This window comes from Streptomyces sp. NPDC042364, from assembly GCF_056437585.1.
Genome location: NZ_JBWKAJ010000006.1, coordinates 271,737 through 295,337, shown reverse-complemented (window position 1 = coordinate 295,337; position 23,601 = coordinate 271,737). Strand labels below are relative to the sequence as shown.

Sequence of the window (23,601 nt, the reverse complement as noted above, 5' to 3'; positions counted from 1 at the left end):
GCAGAACCCCTCTTCCCACCGGCCCGGCCCAGCTCTCTGTCCGCACCGGGCGCCGTCCCACCGACACAGCCGGGCCCTCGATCTGCACCGATGGTCGGTGCCCCCGGACAGCCGCGCACTCGCTCCGCCGAACCGCCCACCCCTCCGGCGCGACTGCGGACGGCCCCCTCGCAACCACGCGTGACCCCTTCGAAGCCCGCGGCGCCCCCGGTCCAGCCGCGCACATCGCCAGGGGAGGACACCGGTCGCCCCACGGGGCCCCCTCCGGCGTCCCGGCCGGTGCCGGCACCGACGCACACGCCGTCGACGGGCCCGGCACCCGCACCCGGGTCGGAGCCGACCGCCGCCCCCACCCGGCCCGCACCACCACCTCCCGGACACAGGTCGGGAGGAGGCGCGCGCATCCCCTCCTCCACCGCCCCGCCGGTCGTGCCCGAGTCCCAGTCAGCGACCCTCATCGGCTCCGTCCAGCGTGCGATGAGGTTGCTGGAGGCCGTCGCCGAGCGAGAACACGGGGCGCCGGCCAAGCAGCTGGCGCGGGACGCCGGAATCGCCCTGCCCACGGCCTACCACCTGCTGCGCACCCTGGTGCACGAGGGCTATCTCCGCCGGGAGAGGGGGCTGTTCTTCCTCGGTGAGGCCGCGGAACGGCTCAGCAGCAGCGGAGCGCAGCAGAAACGTCGCAGCACGGTCGGCGAGGCCCTGGCGCACTGGCGGGACATCATCGGCGCCCCCGTGTACTTCGCGATTTACCAGGACGGCGAGATCGAGGTCAAGTGCGTCGCCGACAGTTCGAGTGCCCCGGCGGTCGAGGAGTGGGCCGACTTCCGGGAAACCGGGCACGCGCACGCCATCGGCCAGTGCCTGCTGTCCCAACTCGGTGATGAGGCCCGCCGCGACCACCTGGAACGCTACCCCGTACAGTCGATCACGCCGTACACAGTGCGTGACAACGAGACGCTGTTGCGGCGCCTGGCCCGGATCGGACGGATGGAACCCGTCGTCGAGCGCCAGGAGTACGCCCTGGGGACGGTCTGTGCCGCGATTCCCATCACCGCGGGGATGACTGCCGCGACCCTGGCCATCTCGCTTCCCGTGCACCAGGCCGACCGGCTGCTGCCCGCGGCGCATCAGTTGCAGACGGAGATCGGAAAGACGCTAGGGACACTCGCGATCTCTATCAGCATCTGAAAAATCACTCCTTGTGATCTCCCGTGTACTTTCAGCAAACTTCCAGGAGCGTCAGGCGGATGTTTCCTGGCCAGTCGACCAACATGGCGGGGTTAGGCGATGCGCGAGTCGGTACAGGCAGAAGTCATGATGAGCTTCCTCGTGTCGGAGGAGCTCTCCTTCCGCATCCCGGTGGAGCTGCGCTACGAGACTTGTGATCCCTATGCCGTACGGCTCACTTTCCATCTGCCCGGCGATGCTCCGGTGACCTGGGCCTTCGGTAGGGAGTTGCTCATCGACGGCGTGGGCCGGCCGTGCGGGGACGGGGATGTGCACATCGCACCCGCCGAACCGGAAACCTTCGGCGAGGTGCTGATCCGGCTTCAGGTGGGCAGCGACCAAGCGCTGTTCCGGGTGGGCACGGCGCCGCTGGTGGCCTTCCTGGACCGCACGGACAAGCTCGTTCCGCTCGGGCAGGAGCGTTCCCTCGCCGACTTCGACACCCTGCTCGACGAGGCGCTGGACCGCATCCTGGCGGAGGAGCAGAGTGCGGGCTGAGGCGTACATCACCCGTCTGCCGTAACGCTTCACCGCTTGCGGCGGCGTCCCCTCCCCCCACGTGCCGGGGCGGTCGCCGGAGCCGCGGATGCCGTCGAGGGGGTGCTCGGGCGGTCCGCCGAGACCACCAGCGCGGCCAGCGCGGTGGTCACCGGTACCGAGGCGACAAGGCCGATCGACCCGACAAGGGTGCGCACGATCTCCTCGGCGACCAGCTCGCTGTTGGCGACCGTACCGACGCTGCTCTGCGCGATCGAGAAGAGCAGCAGCAGCGGCAGCGCGGCGCCGGCGTAGGCGAGGACAAGCGTGTTGACCACCGAGGCGATGTGGTCGCGGCCGATGCGGATGCCCGCGCGGTACAGCCCGCGCCAGCCCATCGCCGGATTGGCCTCATGCAGCTCCCAGACCGCCGACGTCTGGGTCACTGTCACATCGTCGAGGACACCGAGGGAGCCGATGATGACGCCTGCGAGCAGCAGGCCGCTCATGTCGATCTCCGGGTACAGGCCGTGGATCAGACCGGTGTTGTCATCCGTGTTCCCGGTCAGCGCGGCCCAGTCGATGAACTGTGAACCCAGCAGACCGATCAGCAGCAGCGAGATCAGGGTGCCGATCACCGCGACCGAGGTGCGGGCCGAGAGGCCATGGCACATGTAGAGCGCGATCAGCATGATCGCACTCGCCCCGACCACCGCCACCACCAGAGGGTTCGAACCCTGCAGGATGGCCGGGAGGATGAACAACGTCAGCACCAGGAAGCTGATGGCCAGGGCCACCAGCGCCATGACACCGCGCATGCGACCCACCACCACGACGGCGAGCGCGAAGATCCCGGCGAGCAGCGCCATCGGGAACTTACGGTTCACATCGGTGACCGAGTACTGCAGATCCTTGGGTGCGGCGGGCTCGTAGGCGACCACGACCTCCTGCCCCTGCTTCAACTGCCGTGACTGGTCCGGCTGGACGATCTCCGTGAAGGTACGGCCCTTGTCCTTGCCGGTGTCGACCCTCACCGTCGCCTTCTTGCAGGTGCCCTTCGCCTGCTGTTGGGCTGACGAGCCCTCGGCGGTGGAGGTATCGCCGGTGGGAGGGACGCCCGAGGCGTTCACCGAGGAGCAGTCGACCTCTTCGACCTTGGTGACGGTGGCCGACTGTGTCTGGCGGTCGAAGCCCACACCGGTGCGCTCGTGCGCCGGGGCGCCTCCGGGCCACAGGACGACGAGGCCCACGAGGACAGCGGTGGCGAAGGGGATCAGCACCGCCGCGATCACCTTGCGCAGGTGCTGTGACACGGGCGCGGCCGGCCCGTGACTGTGGGAGTGGCCGTGGCCGCCCCCGGAGAACGGGCCTTGGCCATGCCCGTCGCCGGGTCCGTTGCCGCCTCCGGGGCCATGCCCATGACCTCCGCCGGAGCCATGGCCATGCCCATTTCCACGGCCATGGCCGTGGGGCGGCTCGGAGGGGGGAGATGGAGGCTGCTGCATCGTGGTCACCGACCGATCATCGCAAGAACGAGCGAGGCCCACTGTTCACCGCGCCACATCTGACGCTAGCGTGGAGACACCTTTGCACACGCGGGAGCTCGGAGCACCGGGCTGAGAGGGCGCTGACCTCCGCAGACGCGATGTTTCACGTGGAACATCGGCGGGCGGAAATTGCTGCGTCGACCGCTGAACCTGTTACCGGGTAATGCCGGCGTAGGGAGTAGGTCTCATGACCATCGAGGACACACGCACGTCTGCCTCCAGTCGGACAGACGTGGCAAATGCCTCACAACAGGGCGGAAATCCTCAGGGTGAGCAGCCTGTGGAAACTGGCAAGTCCGTCGGCTGGCACAAGGCGTACATCGAGGGCTCGCGCCCCGATCTACGGGTGCCGGTCCGGCAGGTGCATCTCACCAACGGCCGGTCCGTCACCCTGTACGACACCTCCGGCCCGTACACCGACCCGACCACGGAGACCGATGTCAGGAGGGGTCTCACTCCTCTCCGTGAGAACTGGATCATCGCCCGGGGTGACACCGAGGAGTACACGGGCCGTCCCGTCCGCCCCGAGGACGACGGGATCAAGCACACGTCGCCCCGCGGAGGACTGCGCAACCTTGACGCGGTGTTCCCCGGCCGGCCACGTCAGCCGCGCCGTAGTCGCGACGGCCGCGCGGTGACGCAACTCGCGTATGCGCGACGCGGGGAGATCACCCCCGAGATGGAGTTCGTGGCGGTACGCGAGAACGTCTCGCCCGAGGTCGTCCGCGAGGAGATCGCAGCGGGCCGGGCGGTGCTTCCGGCGAACGTGAACCACCCGGAGATCGAGCCGATGATCATCGGCAAGCGGTTCCTGGTGAAGGTCAACGCCAACATCGGTAACTCGGCGGTCACCTCCTCCATCGAGGAGGAGGTGGAGAAAATGACCTGGGCGACCCGATGGGGCGCCGACACGGTCATGGACCTGTCGACCGGACGGAACATCCACACCACCCGTGAGTGGGTGCTGCGCAACTCCCCCGTTCCCATCGGCACGGTGCCGCTCTACCAGGCCTTGGAGAAGGTCGACGGCAAGGCCGAGGAACTGACCTGGGAGATCTACAAGGACACGGTCATCGAGCAGGCCGAGCAGGGCGTGGACTACATGACGGTCCACGCCGGCGTCCGCCTGGCCTATGTACCGCTCACCGCCAACCGCAAGACCGGTATCGTCTCGCGCGGCGGCTCGATCATGGCCGCCTGGTGCCTGGCGCACCACAAGGAATCGTTCCTCTACGAGAACTTCGAGGAACTGTGCGAGATCCTCGCCGCGTACGACGTCACGTACTCGCTCGGCGACGGTCTGCGGCCCGGCTCGATCGCGGACGCCAACGACGAGGCGCAGTTCGCGGAGTTGCGCACGCTCGGCGAACTCAACCGCATCGCGAAGCGTTTCCACGTACAGACGATGATCGAGGGCCCGGGACATGTCCCGATGCACAAGATCAAGGAGAACATCGACCTTCAGCAGGAGATCTGCGATGAAGCTCCGTTCTATACCCTCGGTCCGCTGACCACCGACGTCGCACCGGCGTACGACCACATCACCTCGGGCATAGGCGCCGCGATGATCGCGTGGTGGGGCACCGCGATGCTCTGCTATGTCACGCCCAAGGAGCACCTGGGCCTGCCCAATCGTGACGACGTCAAGACCGGCGTCATCACCTACAAGATCGCGGCCCATGCGGCGGACCTCGCCAAGGGACACCCGGGCGCACAGGAGTGGGACGACGCGTTGTCGGACGCCCGTTTCGAGTTCCGTTGGGAGGACCAGTTCAACCTGGCCCTCGACCCCGACACGGCTCGCGAGTTCCACGACGAGACGCTGCCCGCGGAGCCGGCCAAGACGGCTCACTTCTGCTCCATGTGCGGTCCGAAATTCTGCTCGATGAAGATCAGCCAAAGCATCACAGAGCGGTTCGGGGGTGCCGCGGCCGAGGGGGCTTCTCCCGAGGAGATCGCCGAGGGGATGCTCCAGAAGTCGAAGGAGTTCGCGGCCAGGGGGAGCAGGGTGTACCTGCCGCTTGCGGACTGACGGTCCCCGGGCGGTGCTCGCGACTGACGACTGACCATGAGCATCGCCCGCGTCCGTAGTGGCAGTTGCCCTGCCCCTGGTCCCCCCGGCCGTTTGTCGTAGGCGGCCGCTACGGTTCGCTCGAAGGCCGGGGCCGGGACCTGGGAAGCGCGGAGGGCATTGTGGTGGCGGCGAGGGACGGACAGTGGTGATGTCGTACGCGAGGGGATGGGATCTGTCCTCGCGTACCCCTCTGGGTGTGCTCTCACGTTCCGAGGCCGAGGCCCTGGACCGTGCGGGGAAGCCGTATGAGGTGGTCCACCGAGAAGGAGACCGGTCCGCACCGGTCGAAGTGCACCTGGTGGCTTGGGGTGATCACTACGTGGGCGTCTGGGCATACGACGATCAAGGCCGCCGGATCCGGGAGATGGACTGGCGATTGATCGAGCCCGGGCGGCTGTTCCTTCGCCACGTGGCAGAGTGGCGCTACCGCTCTCCCGCACAGGCGGAGTTCGCACAGGATGCCTGGCGCACGAGGTGGGATCTCCGTCCTGGTGGCCAGGGGCGCAAAGTGTCCGAACCGGAGGGCGACCGAGGTTCGTCGCTGCACACCCTCGCGGACATTCCTGAAAAGGATCGCTGGCGTGACAGGGCGGAGTTCGGTGTACGGGCCAGTCGGAATCCGCTTTGTTCCCAGCCGTCGCTGCATGGCCGGCACTTTGTCCATCAGGACTCCGCCGAGGCCGTACGCGAAGGCGCGCCTGCCGCTCCGTCCCCCTGGGCGCCACCCAGCCCGGCCCGGCCGGCTCACTTGCGCGAGTTGTTCGAGCCTGGCACTCGCATTGCGACGCGGTTCGAACCGGAGATGACAGTCGGCGCCGTGCGAGAGATCGCAGTGTTGCGTGTCCCCAGCGGCAGGCTTACCGTTGCCGATCCTCTGACGACTGGGAAATCCGCCGGCCGGGAGTTGTCTGAGCGCATTCCGCAGGCTGAATACCCGGTGCAGGCCTCCGTGATCTCCTACGAGGGGCGATACGAGGACGAGCGGTTTCCCGTGGAGGAGCAAGTCGCCATCCGCCTGCTGGTGCACGCTGAACCGCCCGTCTCCTGGGAGTTGGCACTCGCCGAGGGAGAAGACGCCAGGCTGCTGCGGGACGACGAGATCTACGGATTCGACACGGATCGCGCGGCAGGCTGCTTCGCCGACTCCTCCGGTTGGGAAGTGCTTGCGCATAAGTACCGGCGCTACCTGGTGGGTCAGCAGAACGACGCCGGAGAGAGCCTCGCTGAGGGCTCCGTACGGACCTCTGACGACGTGACCGGCAGTGATCTGGTTTCGTTTTGCACCGGTGCAGACGGGACGCGCCCGGTCTGGCTGGGACGCTCGGACTCCGGAAAATTGGTGTCCGTCGTGGTCGAGTGCGGGTTTCTCCCCGACCTGCGAATCCTGTGAATCTGTCTACCGCTCGCCGACTGCTCGGGTGCCGCCCTGTGCTGCGACGGGTGTTTGCCCGGGGGCCGCCGCTGCGCGGCCCGGGGCGGTTGAGCCGACGGGCCGTCCCGTGCGTGTGGCCCGCAGGCGCGTGGAGTCTTCGAGTCGGTGCGCCAGGCAGTGTCGGTCGGCGACCGCACAAGCGCGGCCGGTGGCCTTCATGACAGGTGCCCCGGCCGGGGCCGCCGACCCCGGTGGATACCGGGCGGCGGCTCGGTCCCGACGCGTCACTCCGGCTGGTGCTCCGGGCCGCCGAAGTCCGGACTGCTGAAATCCGGGCTGGTGAAGCTGGGGCGGGAACCTGAGGGGCCGCCGCCGGGGCTGGTGAAGTGGGGGCGGTTGTAGCCGAGGTGCGGCATCCGGCCGGGCGGGGTCGGCCGGTCCTGTTCGCCCAGCACCGCGGGGTCCGGGTTGGCGAGGGCGTCCCGGAGGAAGGGCAGGATGCCGCGCTGCAGGAGGGCGTCAAGCCATGCCTCCTTGGCGCGGGCCACCTCTTCGTTCAGCTCGTCGCGTGCGCCACGGTCCGCCAGGGCGGTGGAGCCGTTGCGCAGGGCGGTGAGCAGGAGGCCGACCGCGGCCACGAGGATCGCCGCCGCCGTGACCGCGCCGAAGACCCATCCGGTGGTGAGCAGGGTGTCGGCGATCGCCCGCTCGGGATCGAGCACCTTCATGATGTAGCCGACGAGCAGGAAGATCGCCGCGGCGGTACCGGCGAGGACGGGGGCGAGTACGGCGGCGACGGCACCCGCGCCGGCTCCGGCGGCCTCGCCGACCTCGCCCATGGCGGTGACGAGTCCCACCGCCGTCCCGTCGGGCTCGGAGGAGCCGGACGCCGTGCCTCCGGTAGCGGGTCGGGTCGGTGGCGGGTTGCGTAGTTCGTCGCGGACCTTGACGTAGTGCTCGTACTCGGCCGTCGCGGCCGCCGTGATGACGGCCGTGGCGTTGAGAGCCATGGTGCGCAGTTGTTCGGGGTTGAGCCGCTGCAGGCCGGCGGCGAATTCCGGGCGGTACGGTGCGGAGCGCAGCGCCTCGCCGAGGATCCGCTCGTACTCCTGGCGGTCCTCACTGAGCAGGTGCTGCGGAACGCTGTTCATGTGCATCCCCCGATGCTCCGTAGGGCTTGTGGCTCGGCATGCTGACGAGCCGTCGGGCAGAAACGGAGGGGAGCCTGCTACGGATAAGCCGATGGTAGAGCGGTGACGGCGGGCGGTGACAGGGGGTTTGAAGAAATTGGGTCCTGGCCGGCGAACTCTTTCGACGGAGGGCGCCGGCCCGCCACGGGATCAGCTCTGCAGCGGGAGTTGCTGGACCAGCAGCTTTCCGGCCATCGTCACGCCGCCGTCCATGGCGACGGCCAGACCGTCCGCGTAGATGTACGGCCCCTCGACCGTGGGACCCGCTCCGTCCTCGCCGTCCTCCGAGCCGACCTCGCCCAGGAGATATGGGATCGGGCTGTGGCCGTGGACGATGCGTGTGCCGCCGTAGAGGTCGAGCAGGGAGCGCACGGCGTCGGCACCGCCCTCGTCACGGAAGGAGAAGCGCCGGGTGAACTTGCGGAAGAGGTCCCAGACCTCGTCAGGATCGTTGCGGGTGATGGTCTCGCGGATGGTGTCGTTGACCGCTTCGATGGAGTCGCCGTAGTCGCGGTAGGCGGTGGTGTCTGAGTGCACCAGGAGGTGGCCGTCGACCTCCTCCATGGCGTCGAGCCGGGCCATCCACTGCAGGTGATGGTCCTGGAGACGGTCCATGTCGGTCTTCTGGCCGCCGTTGAGGAGCCAGGCGGCCTGGAAGGTGGCGGTGCCCGCGCCCGAGTTGACGGGTGTGTCGCCGAAGCGCTTGGCGCCGAGCAGCAGCAGCTCGTGGTTGCCCATCAGGGCCTTGCAGTAGCCGCCGGCCGCCGCGGCCTCGGCGGACAGGCGCATCACGAGATCGATGACGCCGATGCCGTCCGGGCCGCGGTCGGTGAAATCGCCGAGGAACCAGAGTCGGGCGGTGCCCGCCGACCAGTTGCCCGCCGCGTCGACGAGGCCCTTCTCCCGCAGGGCGGCGATGAGCTCGTCCAGGTAGCCGTGAACGTCGCCGACGACGAACAGGGGGCCCGGCCCCGCGGTGGACTGCTCGGCCGCCGCGGCCTCCGGGTCGATCGTCACCTGAAGCGTGTCACCCCGGTTGATCACCGGAAGGTCCCGCTGGGTGGGGGTGTACCCCTCGGGGTACTCCATGGTGTCGGGATCGCCCGTCTGGCCGGGCTGCGTGGTGTGTCCGTACGGACCGGCCTCGTGGACGTACGCCGGCACACGGAAATCGCGCACCGTCGGCGTCCGCACCTCGGGTCCCTGACCGGCCCCCTGAGTCATCGACCCCTCCACCACCATCGCGCCGCATCTGCACCGCATCGGACTGCCTGGTCGCAGCGGCCCGCGGTGTCGTCCGCCCATCATAGGAATGCGGATCGCGCCATGTGATGACCCAGGGGTGGTGAAATGGCGCGGGGCCCCGCTTCACCGCGGTTTTCTCCCGAATTGGGCGGGGCTCTCCCCGCCCGATCCGCGTTCGGGTCCCCCGTTCGCGCGTCAACCCTCGTCAGGTGATCGTGGCGGACTGACCGTCCTGCGTGGCGAACGCCGCTCGGACGAAGTCCGCACGATCAGCTCCGTCGGTATCACCTGCTCAACCGGTTGGTCCGACTCGACGCCCTCGATGGCGTCGATGAGGAGCTGGACCACCGCTGTGCCGATCCGGCGCGGCTTCAGCGAGAGCGTGGTGATCGGCGGCTCGGTGTTCGCGTACACGGCGGACTCGCTGCAGCACACGAGGAGCAGGTCGTCCGGGACCCGTAGGCCGTACCGCCTTGCCGCGGCGAGGAGGTCCGTGCCGTTCGGGTCGAAGAGGCCGTAGACCGCGTCGGGGCGGTCGGGCCGGGCCAGCAGCCGGTCGGCGGCGACGGCTCCCGCGCACGGATCGTGCGCCGGATAGGCCTCGTACACCGGATCCTGGCCCACGCGCTCGCACCAACGCAGGTATGCGGTCGTGGACAGATGGGTGTACGTGTCCGTCGTCGTGCCCGTGAGCAGGCCGATCCGGCGGGCGCCGGCGTCGGCGAGATGGTCGAGGATGCCGAGGACCGCGGCCTCGTGGTCGTTGTCGACCCATGCGGTGACCGGCAGTGCTCCGGCCGGGCGGCCGTCGGAGACCACCGGTAATCCCTGGCGGACCAGTTCCCCGACCACCGGGTCCTGATCGGACGGGTCGATGACCACGGTGCCGTCCAGGGCGACGTTGGACCACACGTCGTGGCGCGAGGTCGCGGGCAGGATGACCAGGGCGTAGCCCCGGGCCAGCGCGGCCGAGGTGGCCGCTCGCGCCATCTCCGCGAAGTACGCGAACTCGGTGAAGGTGAAAGGTTCATCCCCGTACGTGGTCACGGTCAGGCCGATGAGGCCGGACTTGCCCGTTCTCAGGGTTCGGGCCGCCGCCGAGGGGCGGTAGCCAAGTCGGTCGGCGACCTCGCGTACATGGCGTCGGGTGGCGTCCGGGAGCCGGCCCTTGCCGTTGAGGGCGTCGGAAACGGTCGTGATGGAGACCCCGGCGGCGGCGGCCACGTCTCGGATGCCCGCCCGGCCCGACCGGCTGCCTCGGCGGGGAGTTTCCGCCCGGCTCACCTGGTGCTTCCCTGCTGCTGTCATGGCGAGCCGATAGTAGGGCTCATGCGGTGGGGTAGTGCGGACGCATATGCACCCGTTGACAGGGACGTTTCTGCAAGGTCAACAGTAGCCAATTACCTTTCAATGCAAGGGAGTTGAGCGATCCGATATCAGTACGCTACTTGTCGGCACGCATGAGCCTGCCAAGTGGCTCATGTTTCGAAGAGGTCTCAACTCACCTGCACGGGTGATGCGCGCTACGGCGCGAGCCACCGGCGCGTGCGTTTGTGAGCAGCGCGCCCCCTGATTCGTACACCTTCGTGCGCTGATGCCCGTGATGCTGGTGGTGCGGTAGTGACGGAACCTGGTTTCCCGCAGCCCATTCGCAGGCGCGCCGAATCCTCTTAAGGTGAGGAGCATTACGTCGACGAGGAGGACTGCGGTGAGCGAGACGAGCCCGAAGCTGCGAGCCGAGCTGGAGGGTATCCCCACCTACAAGCCCGGCAAGCCGGCCGCGGCGGGCGGCCCGGTGGCATACAAGCTGTCCTCCAACGAGAACCCCTACCCGCCGCTGCCCGGTGTGCTGGAGAGCGTGACCGGGGCTGCCTCGACGTTCAACCGGTACCCCGACATGGCGTGCACGGGGCTGATGGGCGAGCTGTCCGACCGCTTCGGGGTGCCGCTCTCGCACCTCGCCACGGGCACCGGCTCGGTCGGCGTCGCCCAGCAGCTGCTTCAGGCGACCGCCGGGCCCGGTGACGAGGTGATCTACGCCTGGCGGTCGTTCGAGGCATATCCGATCATCACGCAGATCAGCGGGGCGACGTCCGTGCGGGTGCCGCTGACGTCGGGCGAAGTGCACGACCTGGACGCGATGGCGGACGCGATCACCGACCGAACCCGGTTGATTTTCGTCTGCAACCCCAACAACCCGACGGGCACGGCTGTCCGCCGGGCCGAGCTGGCGCGGTTCCTCGACCGGGTACCCGGCGATGTGCTGGTGGTGCTGGACGAGGCGTACCGCGAGTTCGTGCGTGATGTCGAGGTGCCGGACGGCGTCGAGTTCTACCGTGAGCGGTCGAATGTGTGTGTGCTGCGGACCTTCTCCAAGGCGTACGGGCTCGCAGGGCTCCGGGTGGGCTTCGCGATCGCCCACGAACCGGTGGCGGCCGCTCTGCGCAAGACGGCCGTGCCGTTCGGGGTGAGCCAGCTCGCCCAGGACGCCGCGGTCGCCTCGCTGCGCGCCGAGGACGAGCTTCTCGGACGGGTGGGCACGCTGGTTTGCGAGCGAAACAGGGTCGTCGAGTCACTGCGCGGTCAGGGCTGGACGGTGCCCGACACCCAGGCGAACTTCGTGTGGCTGCGGCTGGGGGATCGGACGCTCGACTTCGCCGCCGCGTGCGAGCGGGCCGGCGTCGTCGTGCGGCCCTTCGCGGGCGAAGGCGTCCGGGTGACGATCGGCGAGGACGAGGCGAACGACATCTTCCTGAAGGTGACGGAGGAGTTCCGCAAGGAGCTCTAGCCTTTCGGCGGCTGTCAAGGACGCGGGCCCGAGGTTTCCCCTCGGGCCCTTCGACGTTCCATCGCTGCTCTGACGTGCAGGTTTGCCCTGAGGGACCTTTGGCCCGGGATTAGGGACCCCCCACCCCTCGAGGCGCGAACAGGGATGCGGCATAATTGCTTGTGAATGTGAACGCTTTCACAAGCGCGTCCCGGTTGCCCCGTTATGCACGGAACAGGCGGGGCAGGCTGCCGCAGTGCCACGGCATGTAAGGAGAAGACGTGGACCTCGCTCTGGCGCCGGAGACACTGGCGCGATGGCAGTTCGGCATCACGACCGTCTACCACTTCCTCTTCGTCCCGCTCACCATCTCGCTCGCCGCGCTCACAGCCGGCCTGCAGACCGCGTGGGTGCGCTCGGGGAAGGAGAAGTACCTCAAAGCCACCAAGTTCTGGGGCAAGCTCTTTCTGATCAACATCGCGATGGGCGTCGTCACGGGCATCGTGCAGGAGTTCCAGTTCGGCATGAACTGGTCCGACTACTCTCGCTTCGTGGGCGATGTCTTCGGAGCCCCCCTCGCCTTCGAGGCGCTGATCGCCTTCTTCTTCGAGTCCACCTTCATCGGGCTGTGGATCTTCGGCTGGGACAAGCTGCCCCAGAAGATCCATCTGGCCTGCATCTGGATGGTCTCCATCGGCACGATCCTCTCGGCGTACTTCATTCTCGCGGCCAACTCGTGGATGCAGCACCCCGTTGGATACCGCATCAACGAGGCCAAGGGCCGTGCCGAGCTCACCGACTTCTGGTTGGTACTGACCCAGAACACGGCGCTCACCCAGGTCTTCCACACCCTCTCGGCAGCCTTCCTCACCGGCGGAGCCTTCATGGTCGGCATCGCCGCCTTCCACCTGGCCCGCAAGAAGCACATCCCCGTGATGAAGACCTCGCTGCGGCTCGGCCTGGTCACCGTGATCGTCGGCGGCATGCTCACCGCGATCAGCGGCGACCTGTTGGGCAAGGTCATGTACCAGCAGCAGCCCATGAAGATGGCCGCCGCCGAGGCTCTCTGGGACGGCGAGGCGCCCGCGCCCTTCTCGGTCTTCGCCGTCGGTGACGTCGACAAGGGCCACAACAAGGTCGCCATCGAGATCCCGGGTCTGCTCTCCTTCCTGGCCAAGGACGACTTCAGCTCGTACGTACCGGGCATCAACGATGTCAACAAGGCCGAGCAGGAGAAGTACGGGCCCGGCGACTACCGGCCCAACATCCCCGTCGCCTACTGGGGCTTCCGCTGGATGATCGGCTTCGGAATGGCCTCGTTCGCCCTCGGTGCCGTCGGGCTCTGGCTGACCCGGAAGAAGTTCCTGCTCCCGCAGCACCTGCGGGTCGGCGACGACGAGGTACCGCGCCTGTCTCTCCTGCCGGGCAAGGCCCTCGGCCCGACCCTCACCAAGTGGTACTGGCGGATCGCGATCCTCACCCTGTGCTTCCCCCTCATCGCCAACTCCTGGGGATGGATCTTCACCGAGATGGGCCGCCAGCCATGGGCCGTCTACGGAGTGCTGCGGACCCGTGACGCGGTCTCCCCCGGTGTCTCGCAGGGCGAGGTCCTCATGTCGATGATCGTCTTCACCGCCCTGTACGCGATCCTCGCCGTCGTCGAGGTCAAGCTGCTCGCCAAGTACGTCAAGGCCGGGCCGCCCGAGCTGACGGAGGCCGACCTCAACCCGCCCACGAAGATCGGCGGCGACTCCCGTGACGCCGACAAGCCGATGGCCTTCTCGTACTAGGCCGAGGGAGCTGCACAGTCATGGAACTTCACGACGTCTGGTTCGTCGTCATCGCGGTCCTGTGGATCGGCTACTTCTTCCTGGAGGGCTTCGACTTCGGGGTCGGTGTTCTCACCAGGCTCCTGGCGCGGAACCGGCCGGAGAAGCGGGTCCTCATCAACACCATCGGACCTGTCTGGGACGGCAACGAGGTATGGCTCCTCACGGCCGGCGGTGCGACCTTCGCCGCTTTCCCCGAGTGGTACGCCACACTCTTCTCCGGCTTCTACCTGCCACTGCTGCTCATCCTGGTCTGCCTGATCATCCGCGGTGTCGCCTTCGAGTACCGGGCGAAGCGGCCCGAGGAGAAGTGGCAGCGCAACTGGGAGACGGCGATCTTCTGGACCTCGCTGTTGCCCGCCTTCCTGTGGGGTGTCGCCTTCGCCAACATCGTGCGCGGCGTCGAGATCGACCGTGACTTCGAGTACGTGGGCAGCGTCGTCGATCTACTGAACCCGTACGCCCTGCTGGGCGGCCTGGTCACGCTGACGCTGTTCACCTTCCACGGGACGGTGTTCGTCGGGCTCAAGACCGTCGGAGACATCCGGGAAAGGGCGCGGAAACTGGCGCTTCGCGTCGGAGCCGTGACCGCGGGGGTGGCGCTGCTGTTCCTCCTCTGGACGCAGATCGAGAAGGGCGATGGTGCCTCGCTGGTCGCCATGGCCGTGGCGGTCGCCGCGCTCGTGGCAGCGCTGGTCACCGCTGGTGCGGGCCGTGAAGGCTGGGCGTTCGCTCTGTCGGGGCTCACCATCGTGGCGGCCGTCGCGATGCTCTTCCTGACGCTCTTCCCCAACGTCATGCCGTCCTCACTGAACGAGGAGTGGAGCCTGACGGTCACCAACGCCTCGTCGAGCCCGTACACCCTGAAGATCATGACGTGGTGCGCGGCGGTCGCCACGCCGATCGTGATCCTCTACCAGGGGTGGACGTACTGGGTGTTCCGCAAGCGGATCGGCACGCAGCACATCGCCGAGCCGGCGCACTGAGCCTGGGCCGGGAGGTGCGTTTCGCGATGTTTCACGTGGAACATGCCTCCCCGGGCCGAAGAGGCATGTTTCACGTGAAACATGTCCGCTGAAAAGAGGGTGTTTCACGTGAAACCGATCGACCCGCGACTGTTGCGGTACGCCCGCGCGACCCGTCTCTTTCTGGCCGCGGTTGTCGGCTTGGGTGCCGTCGGGGCCACGCTCGTCATCGCGCAGGCGATGCTCATCGCCGAAGTGGTGGTCGGTGCATTTCAGCACGGGATGACCGTCGGAGAACTCCGCACTCCCCTGGTGCTGTTGGTGTCCGTCGCCGCCGGGCGGGCCGTCGTCTCGTGGCTCACCGAGCTGGCCGCCCACCGTGCGAGCGCGGCCGTGAAGTCGGAGCTACGACGCCGGCTCCTCGATCGAGCCGTGGCGCTCGGGCCCGGCTGGCTCAACGGCCAGCGCACGGGCTCCCTGGTCGCCCTCGCCACGCGCGGCGTCGATGCGCTCGATGACTACTTCTCGCGGTACCTGCCGCAGCTGGGCCTCGCGGTGGTCGTGCCCGTGGCGGTGCTCGCGCGGATCGTCACGGAGGACTGGGTGTCGGCGGCGATCATCGTCGGCACTCTGCCCCTGATCCCGATCTTCATGGTGCTCATCGGCTGGGCCACACGCTCCCAGATGGATCGCCAGTGGCGCCTGCTGTCCCGGCTCTCGGGGCACTTCCTCGACGTCGTCGCGGGACTTCCGACGCTCAAGGTGTTCGGCCGCGCCAAGGCGCAGGCCGAGTCGATCAAACGGATCACCGGCGAGTACCGGCAGGCGACCATGCGGACACTGCGGATCGCCTTCCTGTCGTCCTTCGCGCTGGAACTGCTGGCGACGATCTCGGTGGCGTTGGTCGCGGTCACCATCGGCATGCGGCTCGTGCACGGCGAGATGGATCTCTACATCGGGCTCGTCATCCTCATCCTGGCGCCCGAGGCATATCTGCCGCTCCGCCAGGTGGGTGCCCAGTTCCACGCGGCCGCCGAGGGGCTCGCGGCGGCCGAGGAGATCTTCGAGGTTCTGGAGACACCGGTCCCGGATTCCGGCACACGGCAGGTTCCGCTCTCCGCTGACCTCCGCTTCGAGGCCGTGACCGTCCGATACCCCGGGCGGTCGTACGACGCCGTCTCCGATGTGTCCTTCTCGGTCACACCCGGAGAGACGGTGGCGCTCGTCGGGCCCAGCGGCGTGGGCAAGTCCACGCTCCTGAACGTCCTGCTGGGGTTCACCAGCACCACCGCGGGCACCGTGTCGATCGGAGGAGCCGATCTCGCCTCGCTGGACGTGGACCAGTGGCGCTCGCGCATCGCCTGGGTGCCACAGCGCCCGCACCTGTACGCCGGGTCGATCGCCGAGAACGTACGGCTGGCCCGGCCGGACGCGGACGACGTGGCGGTGCGGCGGGCGCTGGCCGACGCCGGAGCGCTGGAGTTCGTGGACGCGCTGCCCGCCGGGGCCGACACGGTGCTCGGCGAGGACGGCGCCGGACTCTCCGCCGGCCAGCGGCAACGGCTCGCGCTCGCCCGGGCCTTCCTCGCCGACCGGCCCGTCCTGCTCCTCGACGAGCCGACGGCCTCGCTGGACGGAGAGACCGAGGCGGAGGTCGTGGAAGCGGTGCGGCGGCTGGCCGTCGGCCGGACCGTCCTTCTGGTGGTGCACCGACCGGCGCTGCTCGAGGTCGCGGACCGGGTGGTCCGACTGGAGGAAGCCACGGTACCTGCCGCGGCACCCTCCACCGACCGCGCGGACGCCGTTGCGCCCCGTCAGCCCGACCGGCCGCGAACGGTGGCCGTGGTGCCTTCCCCGACCCTCCCGGTCGAGCCGCGGGGCGGCGTACTGACCCGAGTCCGTCATATGGCCGGACCCCGCCGGGGCCGCCTCGCTCTCGCCCTGGTGCTCGGCAGCCTCGCTCTGGGCAGCGCCGTGGGGCTGATGGCGACGTCAGGGTGGCTGATCTCGCGGGCCTCACAGCAGCCTCCGGTGCTGTATCTGATGGTCGCGGTGACGGCCACGCGGGCATTCGGCATCGGACGGGCCGTGTTCCGGTACGCGGAGCGGCTGGTGTCGCACGACGCCGTGCTGCGGATGCTGGCCGACACCAGAGTGGCCGTCTACCGGCGGCTGGAGCGGCTGGCGCCCGCCGGGTTGCGTACGACGCGACGGGGCGACCTGCTCTCGCGGCTCGTCGCCGATGTGGACGCCTTGCAGGACTACTGGGTGCGCTGGTTGCTGCCGGCCGGGGCGGCGGTGGCCGTGTCCGCCGTCTCCGTCGGGTTCACCGCCTGGTTGCTGCCCGAGGCCGGTGCCGCCCTCGCCGTCGGGCTGCTCGCCGCCGGGGCCGGGGTGCCCCTGGTGACCGCAGCGGTGGCCAGGAGGTCCGAGCAGCGGCTGGCGCCCGCTCGTGGGGTGCTGGCCACCCATGTGGCCGACCTGCTGAGCGGCACGGCCGAACTGTCGGTCGCCGGTGCGCTGCCTGCTCGTACCGCGGAGGTCAGGGGGGCCGATCGCGTGCTCACCCGGATCGCCGCACGCGCCGCCACCGCCACCGCCATCGGCGACGGGCTGACCGCGCTCGTCTCGGGGCTCACCGTCGCCGTCACCGCGCTGCTGGGAGCGCAGGCGGTCGTCGACGGGCGGCTGAGCGGTGTGGCCATGGCCGTCGTCGTGCTCACCCCGCTCGCCGCGTTCGAGGCGGTGCTCGGGATGCCCCTGGCAGCGCAGTTCCGCCAGCGGGTGCGCAGGAGCGCGGAGCGTGTGTACGAGGTCCTGGACACTCCTGACCCCGTCCGCGAACCGGAGCGGCCCGCGAAGCCGCCGGTGTCACCGTTCCCGCTGCGACTCGAAGGGCTCGGGGCCCGGTACACGGGGCAGGAGCGGAATGCGCTCACCGGACTGGACCTCACCCTCGAACAGGGGCGGAGGGTCGCCGTGGTCGGCGCCTCGGGGGCGGGCAAGACGACGCTCGCTCAGGTGCTGCTGCGCTTCCTGGACGCGCGTGAGGGGGCGTACACGCTGGGCGGTGCGGACGCCTACGCGCTCGACGGGGACGACGTACGTCGTTTCGTGGGGCTATGCGCCCAGGACGCGCATCTCTTCGACAGCTCCGTACGCGAGAACCTGTTGCTGGCCCGTAAGGACGCCGACGAGGAGCAGTTGAGGGACGCGCTTGCGCGGGCGCGGCTCCTCGACTGGGTCGACGGGCTGCCCGAGGGGCTGGACACGTTGATCGGTGAGCACGGGGCGCGGCTGTCCGGGGGACAGCGTCAGCGGCTGGCTCTCGCCCGGGCGCTGCTGGCCGACTTCCCGGTCCTCGTCCTGGACGAGCCCGCCGAACACCTCGACCTGCCGACGGCCGACGCGCTCACCGCCGATCTGCTGGCCGCGACCGAGGGCCGGACGACCCTGCTGATCACCCATCGGCTGGCCGGGCTGGAGGCCGTGGACGAGGTCGTGGTCCTGGCGGAGGGACGGGTCGCGCAGCGCGGGACCTACGCCGAACTGGCCTCGGCCGACGGCCCCTTGCGGGCGATGGTCGAGCGGGAAACGGCGGGGGAGCTGCTGGTCAGGGCTTGAACGCTGCCCCCGGACCGTGGTCGTGGACGCCGTTGCGGGTGGTGTCACGTCAGGTGCCCTTTGTGGGTGGGACCTACGTGAAGTCCCTCGCCGAATGCGCAGGTGACGGGCCCCTGTTCGGACCAGGTGGTTTGGTCCATCCAGGGCAGGCTGTCCCCCGGCTGGACGCCCCCGACGTGACCGCGGTCTCCGGCGGGGGACACGATCGCGGCATGCGTTCACTTCGCCGACATCGGTTGCCTGTCGCCGTGTTGCTGTGTGCCGCCGTGGTCCTCGCGGCTCGGCCGACGGTCGCCGAGAGCGGCGACGGCACCGAGGGCACGGTCTTCGCGGCCGGTGACGCCGGGGTCAGCGCCCAGGTGGCGCGGCTGTTCGAGGAGGCGGCCGTGGCGACTCAGCAGTACGAGGCCGGGCGGAAGGCGGCGGAGAGGCAGCGGGCGCAGGCTCGGCGGCTGGAGAGGCTGCTCGGAAGGGAGCGACGCCAGCTCGCCGCCCTCAACGCCGACCTCGGCAGGATCGCCCGTGCCCAGTACCGCGAGGGCGGTGGGATGCCTTACACCGCGCAGATGCTCCTCGCGGAAGATCCCGACGAACTCGTGCGGGGGCAGCGGGCCGGACGGCAGGCCGACCTGGCGCTCGACAAGGCGGTGACGAAGAGCCGTCGTGCGGAGGCGCGGTTCACGACGGGCGAGGCGAGAGCCGCGACGGCCTGGCGAAGGCTTGAGGAGCGGAACGCCGAACTCGGCGAGATCAAGCGGGACATCCAGCGGAAACTCGAACAGGCCCAGTGGGCTCTCCAGGGTGATGCTGACGCGGCCGTCGCGGCCGGCGCCTGCCGGGGCGCCGCCCGCCTGGACCAACCGGACAGGGGACGCACCCGACCGTGGGTCGCGCCCGTCGAGTCGTACGAGCTCTCCGCGGGCTTCGGCAGCGGTGGTGAGCGCTGGTCCAGTCGGCACACCGGACAGGACTTCGCGGTAGCCATCGGTACGCCGGTGCGCGCGGTCGGGGAAGCGCGGGTGGTGAAGGTGTCGTGCGGCGGTGCCTTCGGGATCGAGGTCGTGCTCCAGCACCCGGACGGCTACTACACCCAGTACGCGCACCTCGCCGCGGTCACCGTCGACCAGGGCGAGCGGGTGGCGCCCGGCCAGTGGATCGGCCAGTCGGGCACCACAGGGAACTCCACCGGGCCGCATCTGCACTTCGAGGTACGCGTCACGCCGGAGCTCGGGTCGGGTGTGGACCCTGTGCCGTGGCTGCTGCAGCACGGGGTGCGGCTGTAGCAGCCGGGGCGGGCCACGGACCTCGGTGGCTGGGGCCGCGGGGCGCGGGCACCCTCTGCCCGGAGTGCGGACGGCTGCTCCGGCTGGGGGCTCGGCTGTGCCGCCCGCCCGCTGTTACAGCCGTTCTGCCAACAGGCGCTCGATGACGACCGCGACGCCGTCCTCGTTGTTGGCGACGGTTCGGCCGGAGGCGGCCGCGACGACGTCCGGGTGGGCGTTGCCCATGGCGTACGACTGGCCGGCCCAGGTGAGCATCTCGACGTCGTTCGGCATGTCACCGAAGGCGACGACCTCCTCGTGGGAGATACCGCGCTCGGCGCAGCACAGGGCGAGGGTGCTGGCCTTGGAGACATCCGGGCCGCTGATCTCCAGCAGGGCGCTGGGGCTGGACCGGGTGATGGCGGCCCGGTCGCCGACGGCGATGCGGGCGGTGGCGAGGAAGTCGTCGGGGTCGAGCGTGGGGTGGTACGCGAGGATCTTCAGCACCGGTTCGTGGTCGGCGACACCGCCCGGGGCCAGCAGTTCCTCGGCGGGCGCGAGGATGTCGGGGATCTCCATGTGGAGCTTCGGGTATTCGGGCTCCTGGTTGAAGCCGTATGTCTGCTCGACCGCGTAGACCGTGCCCGGCGCGGCATCGCGCAGCAGTCCCACGGCGTCGAGAGCGTTCTCCCGCGCCAGTTCGCGGACCTTGACGAAACGGTGGGTTCCGGGGCCGCCGTGCAGGTCGACGACGGCCGCTCCGTTACCGCAGATCGCGAGACCGTGGCCATGGACGTGCTCGCTCACGACGTCCATCCAGCGGGCCGGGCGGCCGGTGACGAAGAAGACCTCGATGCCGGCCTGCTCAGCGGCCGCCAGGGCGGCGACCGTACGGGGGGAGACGGACTTGTCGTCGCGGAGCAGGGTGCCGTCGAGGTCCGTGGCTATCAGCCGCGGCGGGACGGTCGGGGCCGGGGTCTCGGGCTGTCTCGTCGCTTGGGTCACGGACCCCATTGTCGCGCATATGCGTGCACGGCCGTGCGGGTGACTGCACAGGTGAGTGATGACTGTCCTGTGCACTTGTCTCGACCTGCGTCGATACGCGCCGTCACCCTTCCGGCCGCGGCGGCGGACCGGCCGGTTCAGGACAGCTGGGTGGGGGCCTCCATGGCGATGCGTTCGAAGACCTTCTCGTCCGCGGCGAAGTCGGAGTCCGGGATCGGCCAGTGGATCACGATGTCGGTGAAGCCCAGCTCCGCGTGGCGGCCGGCGAAGTCCACGAACGCGTCGAGCGATTCCAGCGGGCGGCCGCGGTCCGGGGTGAAGCCGGTGAGCAGGATCTTGTCGATCCGGGACGGGTCGCGCCCGATCTGGGCGGCGGCGTCGGCCAGCCTCTCGACCTGACCCCGAATGGCCTGGACCGACTGTTCCGGAGTGCCCGCCTCGAACAGCTTGGGGTCGCCGGTGGTCACCCACGCCTGCCCGTGGCGCGCCGCCAGCCTCATCCCGCGAGGACCGGTGGCGGCCACCGCGAAGGGCAGCCTGGGGCGCTGGACGCAGCCGGGGATGTTGCGAGCCTCGTGCGCCGAGTAGTAGTCGCCCTCGTAGGAGACCGAGTCCTCGCTGAGCAGCCGGTCGAGCAGGGGGACGAACTCGGCGAACCGGTCGGCGCGCTCGCGCGGCGTCCACGGCTCCTGGCCGAGGACGGTGGCGTCGAAGCCGGTGCCGCCCGCACCGACGCCGAGGGTCACCCGGCCGCCGGAGATGTCGTCGAGGGAGATCAGCTCTTTCGCGAGAGTGACCGGGTGGCGGAAGTTCGGGGAGGTCACCAGGGTGCCGAGGCGCAGCCGGTCGGTGGCCGCTGCCGCGGCGGTCAGGGTGGGTACGGCGCCGTACCACGGTCCGTCCCGGAAGGTCCGCCACGACAGGTGGTCGTATGTGTACGCGGTGTGGAACCCGAGCTGCTCGGCCCGCTGCCAGGTGGTGCGGCCGCCTTCGTGCCAGCGGAGGTACGGCAGGATCACGGTGCTCAGACGCAGACTCATGCATCGAGCGTAAGCGTAGACGCGAGATGGTCCGACCCGACCCGACCCGGAGCGGTCCGGGCCCGTCCGGGGTGGTCGGGGACACGGGGTCTGTTCTGCCGGGGGCGTCGGTCCGGTGCGGGCCCACCGGTGCGGGGGTCCTGCCCTGGCCGTGCTCAGTGGGGCTCCGGGAACCGCAGGTACCGGGGCGGAACCGCTTCGGTCAGCCACACGCCGTTGTCACTGACCCGGAACACGTGGCCGTCGTGGTGCATCGCTCCGGCGTCGACGGAGAGCACGACCGGACGGCCACGCCGGGCACCGACTCGGGTGGCTGTCTCTCTGTCGGGTGACAGGTGGACGTCGTGCCGGTTCATGGGACGCAGGCCCTCCGCGCGGATCGCGGTCAGATACGCCGCGACGGTCCCGTGGTAGAGGCACGGCGGCGGGGTCGCCGGGGCCAGACCGAGGTCGACGTCGACGGTGTGGCCCTGGTTGGCGCGGATCCGGTCGCCCTGCACGGCGAAGCGCCGTTTGTCGTTGGCCTCGACCACATGGTCGAGTTCTACCCTGGTGAAGCGGAAGCCGTGTGCGGCGGCCGCCTCGATGAGCGTGTCGATCTCGACCCAGCCGGCCTCGTCCAGAATCAGTCCGATCCGCTCGGGCTGGTGCCGCAGGTGCTTCGAGAGGTACTTCGACACCTTCACGGTGCGTCTTTCGTCCATCTCGCCAGCGTGCCCGCGAGACACGCGTCACGCACGCGATTTTGATCCCGATGTTTGATCCACAGCCAAGTGGAGTTATCCACAGGTGAATTGAAGATTCTGTGGACAACTGTATATGCACGCCAAGGTGATTAGTCAATATTACTGCTTTTGTGGCAATTCGCCGCCAAGGAGTCCAAGGTGCGTGTCTGCACCTCTCGTTCAGCTGCGGCTGTGATGAATGCCTGGACGTGCTCGGGACCGACGACCTTCTCCACCGCCTGAATTGTGGAGGCGGGTATCTGGACCGGGAACGACGCGTTCGTCCGTTGGACAGGCGTGTCCGAACCGAGGTGTTGTCGGAGGTGGCGCGTCGCCAACGAGCGCATCGCGCGGGCGAGTTCTGCGTCCACCGACTGCTGGGCAAGGGGCCGCAGCCGACGTACGAGCGCTGCGGCCTCGGCTGCATCCGCTTCGGTCGGCGGCTGGTGTGCTCCGAGGTAGCGCGCGAACACGTGCTCCGTGGTGAAGTCCAGGAAACGGGCGGCGATGTGCTCGATCTGGCTCCTCAACTCCCGGAGATGACCGGCGATCGCCGACAGCGGGACCCCGGCGGTGTGCAACTCGGCCGCCACCGCCAGCTCTTGCGGGCTCGGCACGAGAAAGAGGTCCTCCTCGCCGGACACCGGCTCCAGTACGCCCAACTCGATCGCGTCCGTCACCGCTGCATCGTCCGGAGCTCCACCGAACCGCTCGTTCAACTCGGCCCGGGTGATCCGGACTGCCTCTTCGTCGGTCCACGGTCCGTCGACCTCGGCGGCAAGGCCGAGCACCCCTCCGAGTCCGCGGCCCGTGTCCCAGGCCTCGAGGAGCTCCTTGATGGAGGCCAGTGTGTATCCGCGGTCGAGGAGATCTGCGATCTGGTGCAACCGGTGGAGGTGGGTGTCCGAGTAGACGTTGGCCCGCCCGCGCCGTTCGGGTCGGGGGAGCAACCCCTTGTCCTGGTAGGCGCGGATGGTACGAACGGTGGCGCCGCTGCGGTGCGCCAGATCCTCGATGCGGTAAAGGGAGGCGGGGCCTTGGGCGGATGCGGACTTGGACGGAGTGGTGGGCTCGTCCGCGGGCGGGGTCCGGTGGTTGGAGGGCGGCTCGGGCGGCATGGCGGGGCCGGGCGGAGTGCTGGCGTGGTGTGCGGACGGCTCGGAGGCGCGCACGGCACTCGCCGTGGGCGCGCCGGTCGTTTCGGCCGGTTCGTCGTTCATGGTTCTCACGCCTCCTCTGCCTCCTTCTC

General features: G+C 69.2%; 17 protein-coding genes. 9 read left to right on the top strand and 8 right to left on the bottom strand.

Features of this window, described 5'->3' with window-relative positions; genetic code table 11:
* Window positions 1-477 precede the first annotated feature (477 nt).
* Both AC067N_RS15500 and AC067N_RS15495 read left to right on the top strand, forming a co-directional pair.
* Window positions 478-1,191: an IclR family transcriptional regulator gene (locus AC067N_RS15500; RefSeq protein ID WP_478679528.1), complete on the top strand. Its 714-nt coding sequence runs from the start codon at window positions 478-480 to the stop codon at window positions 1,189-1,191.
* Window positions 1,192-1,290: 99 nt separating this feature from the next.
* Window positions 1,291-1,728, top strand: a complete 438-nt coding sequence (locus AC067N_RS15495) for an SsgA family sporulation/cell division regulator (protein WP_478679377.1) — start codon at window positions 1,291-1,293, stop codon at window positions 1,726-1,728.
* 29 nt (window positions 1,729-1,757) lie between these two features.
* Here the strand turns inward: AC067N_RS15495 and AC067N_RS15490 are convergent, their stop codons facing one another.
* A complete protein-coding gene (locus tag AC067N_RS15490; RefSeq protein WP_478679376.1) occupies window positions 1,758-3,221 on the bottom strand; it encodes a YibE/F family protein in 1,464 nt (487 codons plus the stop codon).
* 220 nt (window positions 3,222-3,441) lie between these two features.
* On the opposite strand from AC067N_RS15490, the gene thiC reads away from it, so the two are divergent.
* Together thiC and AC067N_RS15480 are read left to right on the top strand one after the other, a co-directional pair.
* Window positions 3,442-5,286, top strand: coding sequence for a phosphomethylpyrimidine synthase ThiC (gene thiC / locus AC067N_RS15485; protein WP_478679375.1), 1,845 nt, complete (start codon window positions 3,442-3,444; stop codon window positions 5,284-5,286).
* 238 nt (window positions 5,287-5,524) lie between these two features.
* On the top strand, window positions 5,525-6,718 hold the full coding sequence (locus tag AC067N_RS15480) for a DUF4241 domain-containing protein (RefSeq protein WP_478679374.1): 1,194 nt from the start codon (window positions 5,525-5,527) through the stop codon (window positions 6,716-6,718).
* 266 nt (window positions 6,719-6,984) lie between these two features.
* On the opposite strand, the gene AC067N_RS15475 is transcribed toward AC067N_RS15480, so the two are convergent.
* From AC067N_RS15475 to AC067N_RS15465, 3 genes are all read right to left on the bottom strand, one after another.
* A complete protein-coding gene (locus AC067N_RS15475; protein ID WP_478679373.1) occupies window positions 6,985-7,857 on the bottom strand; it encodes a hypothetical protein in 873 nt (290 codons plus the stop codon).
* 183 nt (window positions 7,858-8,040) lie between these two features.
* Window positions 8,041-9,129 carry a metallophosphoesterase gene (locus AC067N_RS15470; RefSeq protein ID WP_478679527.1) on the bottom strand — a complete coding sequence of 363 codons (1,089 nt, stop codon included), beginning with the start codon at window positions 9,127-9,129 and terminating at the stop codon, window positions 8,041-8,043.
* A 201-nt stretch (window positions 9,130-9,330) separates the two neighbouring features.
* Window positions 9,331-10,443 carry a LacI family DNA-binding transcriptional regulator gene (locus AC067N_RS15465; protein WP_478679372.1) on the bottom strand — a complete coding sequence of 371 codons (1,113 nt, stop codon included), beginning with the start codon at window positions 10,441-10,443 and terminating at the stop codon, window positions 9,331-9,333.
* Between the two features lie 400 nt (window positions 10,444-10,843).
* On the opposite strand from AC067N_RS15465, the gene hisC reads away from it, so the two are divergent.
* The 5 genes from hisC (at window position 10,844) to AC067N_RS15440 (ending at window position 19,603) form a co-directional block, all read left to right on the top strand.
* Entirely contained in the window at window positions 10,844-11,923 is a 1,080-nt protein-coding gene (hisC, locus tag AC067N_RS15460; protein WP_478679371.1) for a histidinol-phosphate transaminase, read from the top strand.
* A gap of 260 nt (window positions 11,924-12,183) precedes the next feature.
* Window positions 12,184-13,692, top strand: coding sequence for a cytochrome ubiquinol oxidase subunit I (locus tag AC067N_RS15455; RefSeq protein ID WP_478679370.1), 1,509 nt, complete (start codon window positions 12,184-12,186; stop codon window positions 13,690-13,692).
* A 20-nt stretch (window positions 13,693-13,712) separates the two neighbouring features.
* Window positions 13,713-14,717: a cytochrome d ubiquinol oxidase subunit II gene (cydB, locus tag AC067N_RS15450; RefSeq protein WP_478679369.1), complete on the top strand. Its 1,005-nt coding sequence runs from the start codon at window positions 13,713-13,715 to the stop codon at window positions 14,715-14,717.
* Window positions 14,718-14,825: 108 nt separating this feature from the next.
* Window positions 14,826-18,320, top strand: a complete 3,495-nt coding sequence (gene cydD / locus AC067N_RS15445; protein WP_478679368.1) for a thiol reductant ABC exporter subunit CydD — start codon at window positions 14,826-14,828, stop codon at window positions 18,318-18,320.
* A gap of 212 nt (window positions 18,321-18,532) precedes the next feature.
* Window positions 18,533-19,603 (top strand): M23 family metallopeptidase, encoded by a 1,071-nt coding sequence (locus tag AC067N_RS15440; RefSeq protein WP_478679367.1) that lies wholly within the window; start codon window positions 18,533-18,535, stop codon window positions 19,601-19,603.
* Between the two features lie 114 nt (window positions 19,604-19,717).
* Here AC067N_RS15440 and AC067N_RS15435 read toward each other — a convergent pair whose 3' ends face one another.
* From AC067N_RS15435 to AC067N_RS15420, 4 genes are all read right to left on the bottom strand, one after another.
* Window positions 19,718-20,587 carry an HAD-IIB family hydrolase gene (locus tag AC067N_RS15435; RefSeq protein WP_478679366.1) on the bottom strand — a complete coding sequence of 290 codons (870 nt, stop codon included), beginning with the start codon at window positions 20,585-20,587 and terminating at the stop codon, window positions 19,718-19,720.
* Window positions 20,588-20,724: 137 nt separating this feature from the next.
* The gene (locus tag AC067N_RS15430; protein ID WP_478679365.1) at window positions 20,725-21,627 is read right to left on the bottom strand and encodes an LLM class flavin-dependent oxidoreductase; all 903 of its coding nucleotides are present in this window, start codon (window positions 21,625-21,627) and stop codon (window positions 20,725-20,727) included.
* 155 nt (window positions 21,628-21,782) lie between these two features.
* On the bottom strand, window positions 21,783-22,331 hold the full coding sequence (locus AC067N_RS15425; protein ID WP_478679364.1) for an RNA 2'-phosphotransferase: 549 nt from the start codon (window positions 22,329-22,331) through the stop codon (window positions 21,783-21,785).
* Window positions 22,332-22,462: 131 nt separating this feature from the next.
* Window positions 22,463-23,572, bottom strand: coding sequence for a MerR family transcriptional regulator (locus tag AC067N_RS15420; RefSeq protein ID WP_478679363.1), 1,110 nt, complete (start codon window positions 23,570-23,572; stop codon window positions 22,463-22,465).
* Window positions 23,573-23,601 lie beyond the last annotated feature (29 nt).

What these genes read in the sequence shown, in the direction of transcription:
- AC067N_RS15500 (WP_478679528.1), top strand. Translation starts at nt 478, where the DNA reads ATGAGGTTGCTGGAGGCCGTCGCCGAGCGAGAACACGGGGCGCCGGCC.
- AC067N_RS15495 (WP_478679377.1), top strand. Translation starts at nt 1,291, where the DNA reads ATGCGCGAGTCGGTACAGGCAGAAGTCATGATGAGCTTCCTCGTGTCG.
- thiC (WP_478679375.1), top strand. Translation starts at nt 3,442, where the DNA reads ATGACCATCGAGGACACACGCACGTCTGCCTCCAGTCGGACAGACGTG.
- AC067N_RS15475 (WP_478679373.1), bottom strand. Translation starts at nt 7,857, where the DNA reads ATGCACATGAACAGCGTTCCGCAGCACCTGCTCAGTGAGGACCGCCAG.
- AC067N_RS15465 (WP_478679372.1), bottom strand. Translation starts at nt 10,443, where the DNA reads ATGACAGCAGCAGGGAAGCACCAGGTGAGCCGGGCGGAAACTCCCCGC.
- cydB (WP_478679369.1), top strand. Translation starts at nt 13,713, where the DNA reads ATGGAACTTCACGACGTCTGGTTCGTCGTCATCGCGGTCCTGTGGATC.
- AC067N_RS15440 (WP_478679367.1), top strand. Translation starts at nt 18,533, where the DNA reads ATGCGTTCACTTCGCCGACATCGGTTGCCTGTCGCCGTGTTGCTGTGT.
- AC067N_RS15430 (WP_478679365.1), bottom strand. Translation starts at nt 21,627, where the DNA reads ATGAGTCTGCGTCTGAGCACCGTGATCCTGCCGTACCTCCGCTGGCAC.
- AC067N_RS15425 (WP_478679364.1), bottom strand. Translation starts at nt 22,331, where the DNA reads ATGGACGAAAGACGCACCGTGAAGGTGTCGAAGTACCTCTCGAAGCAC.
- AC067N_RS15420 (WP_478679363.1), bottom strand. Translation starts at nt 23,572, where the DNA reads ATGAACGACGAACCGGCCGAAACGACCGGCGCGCCCACGGCGAGTGCC.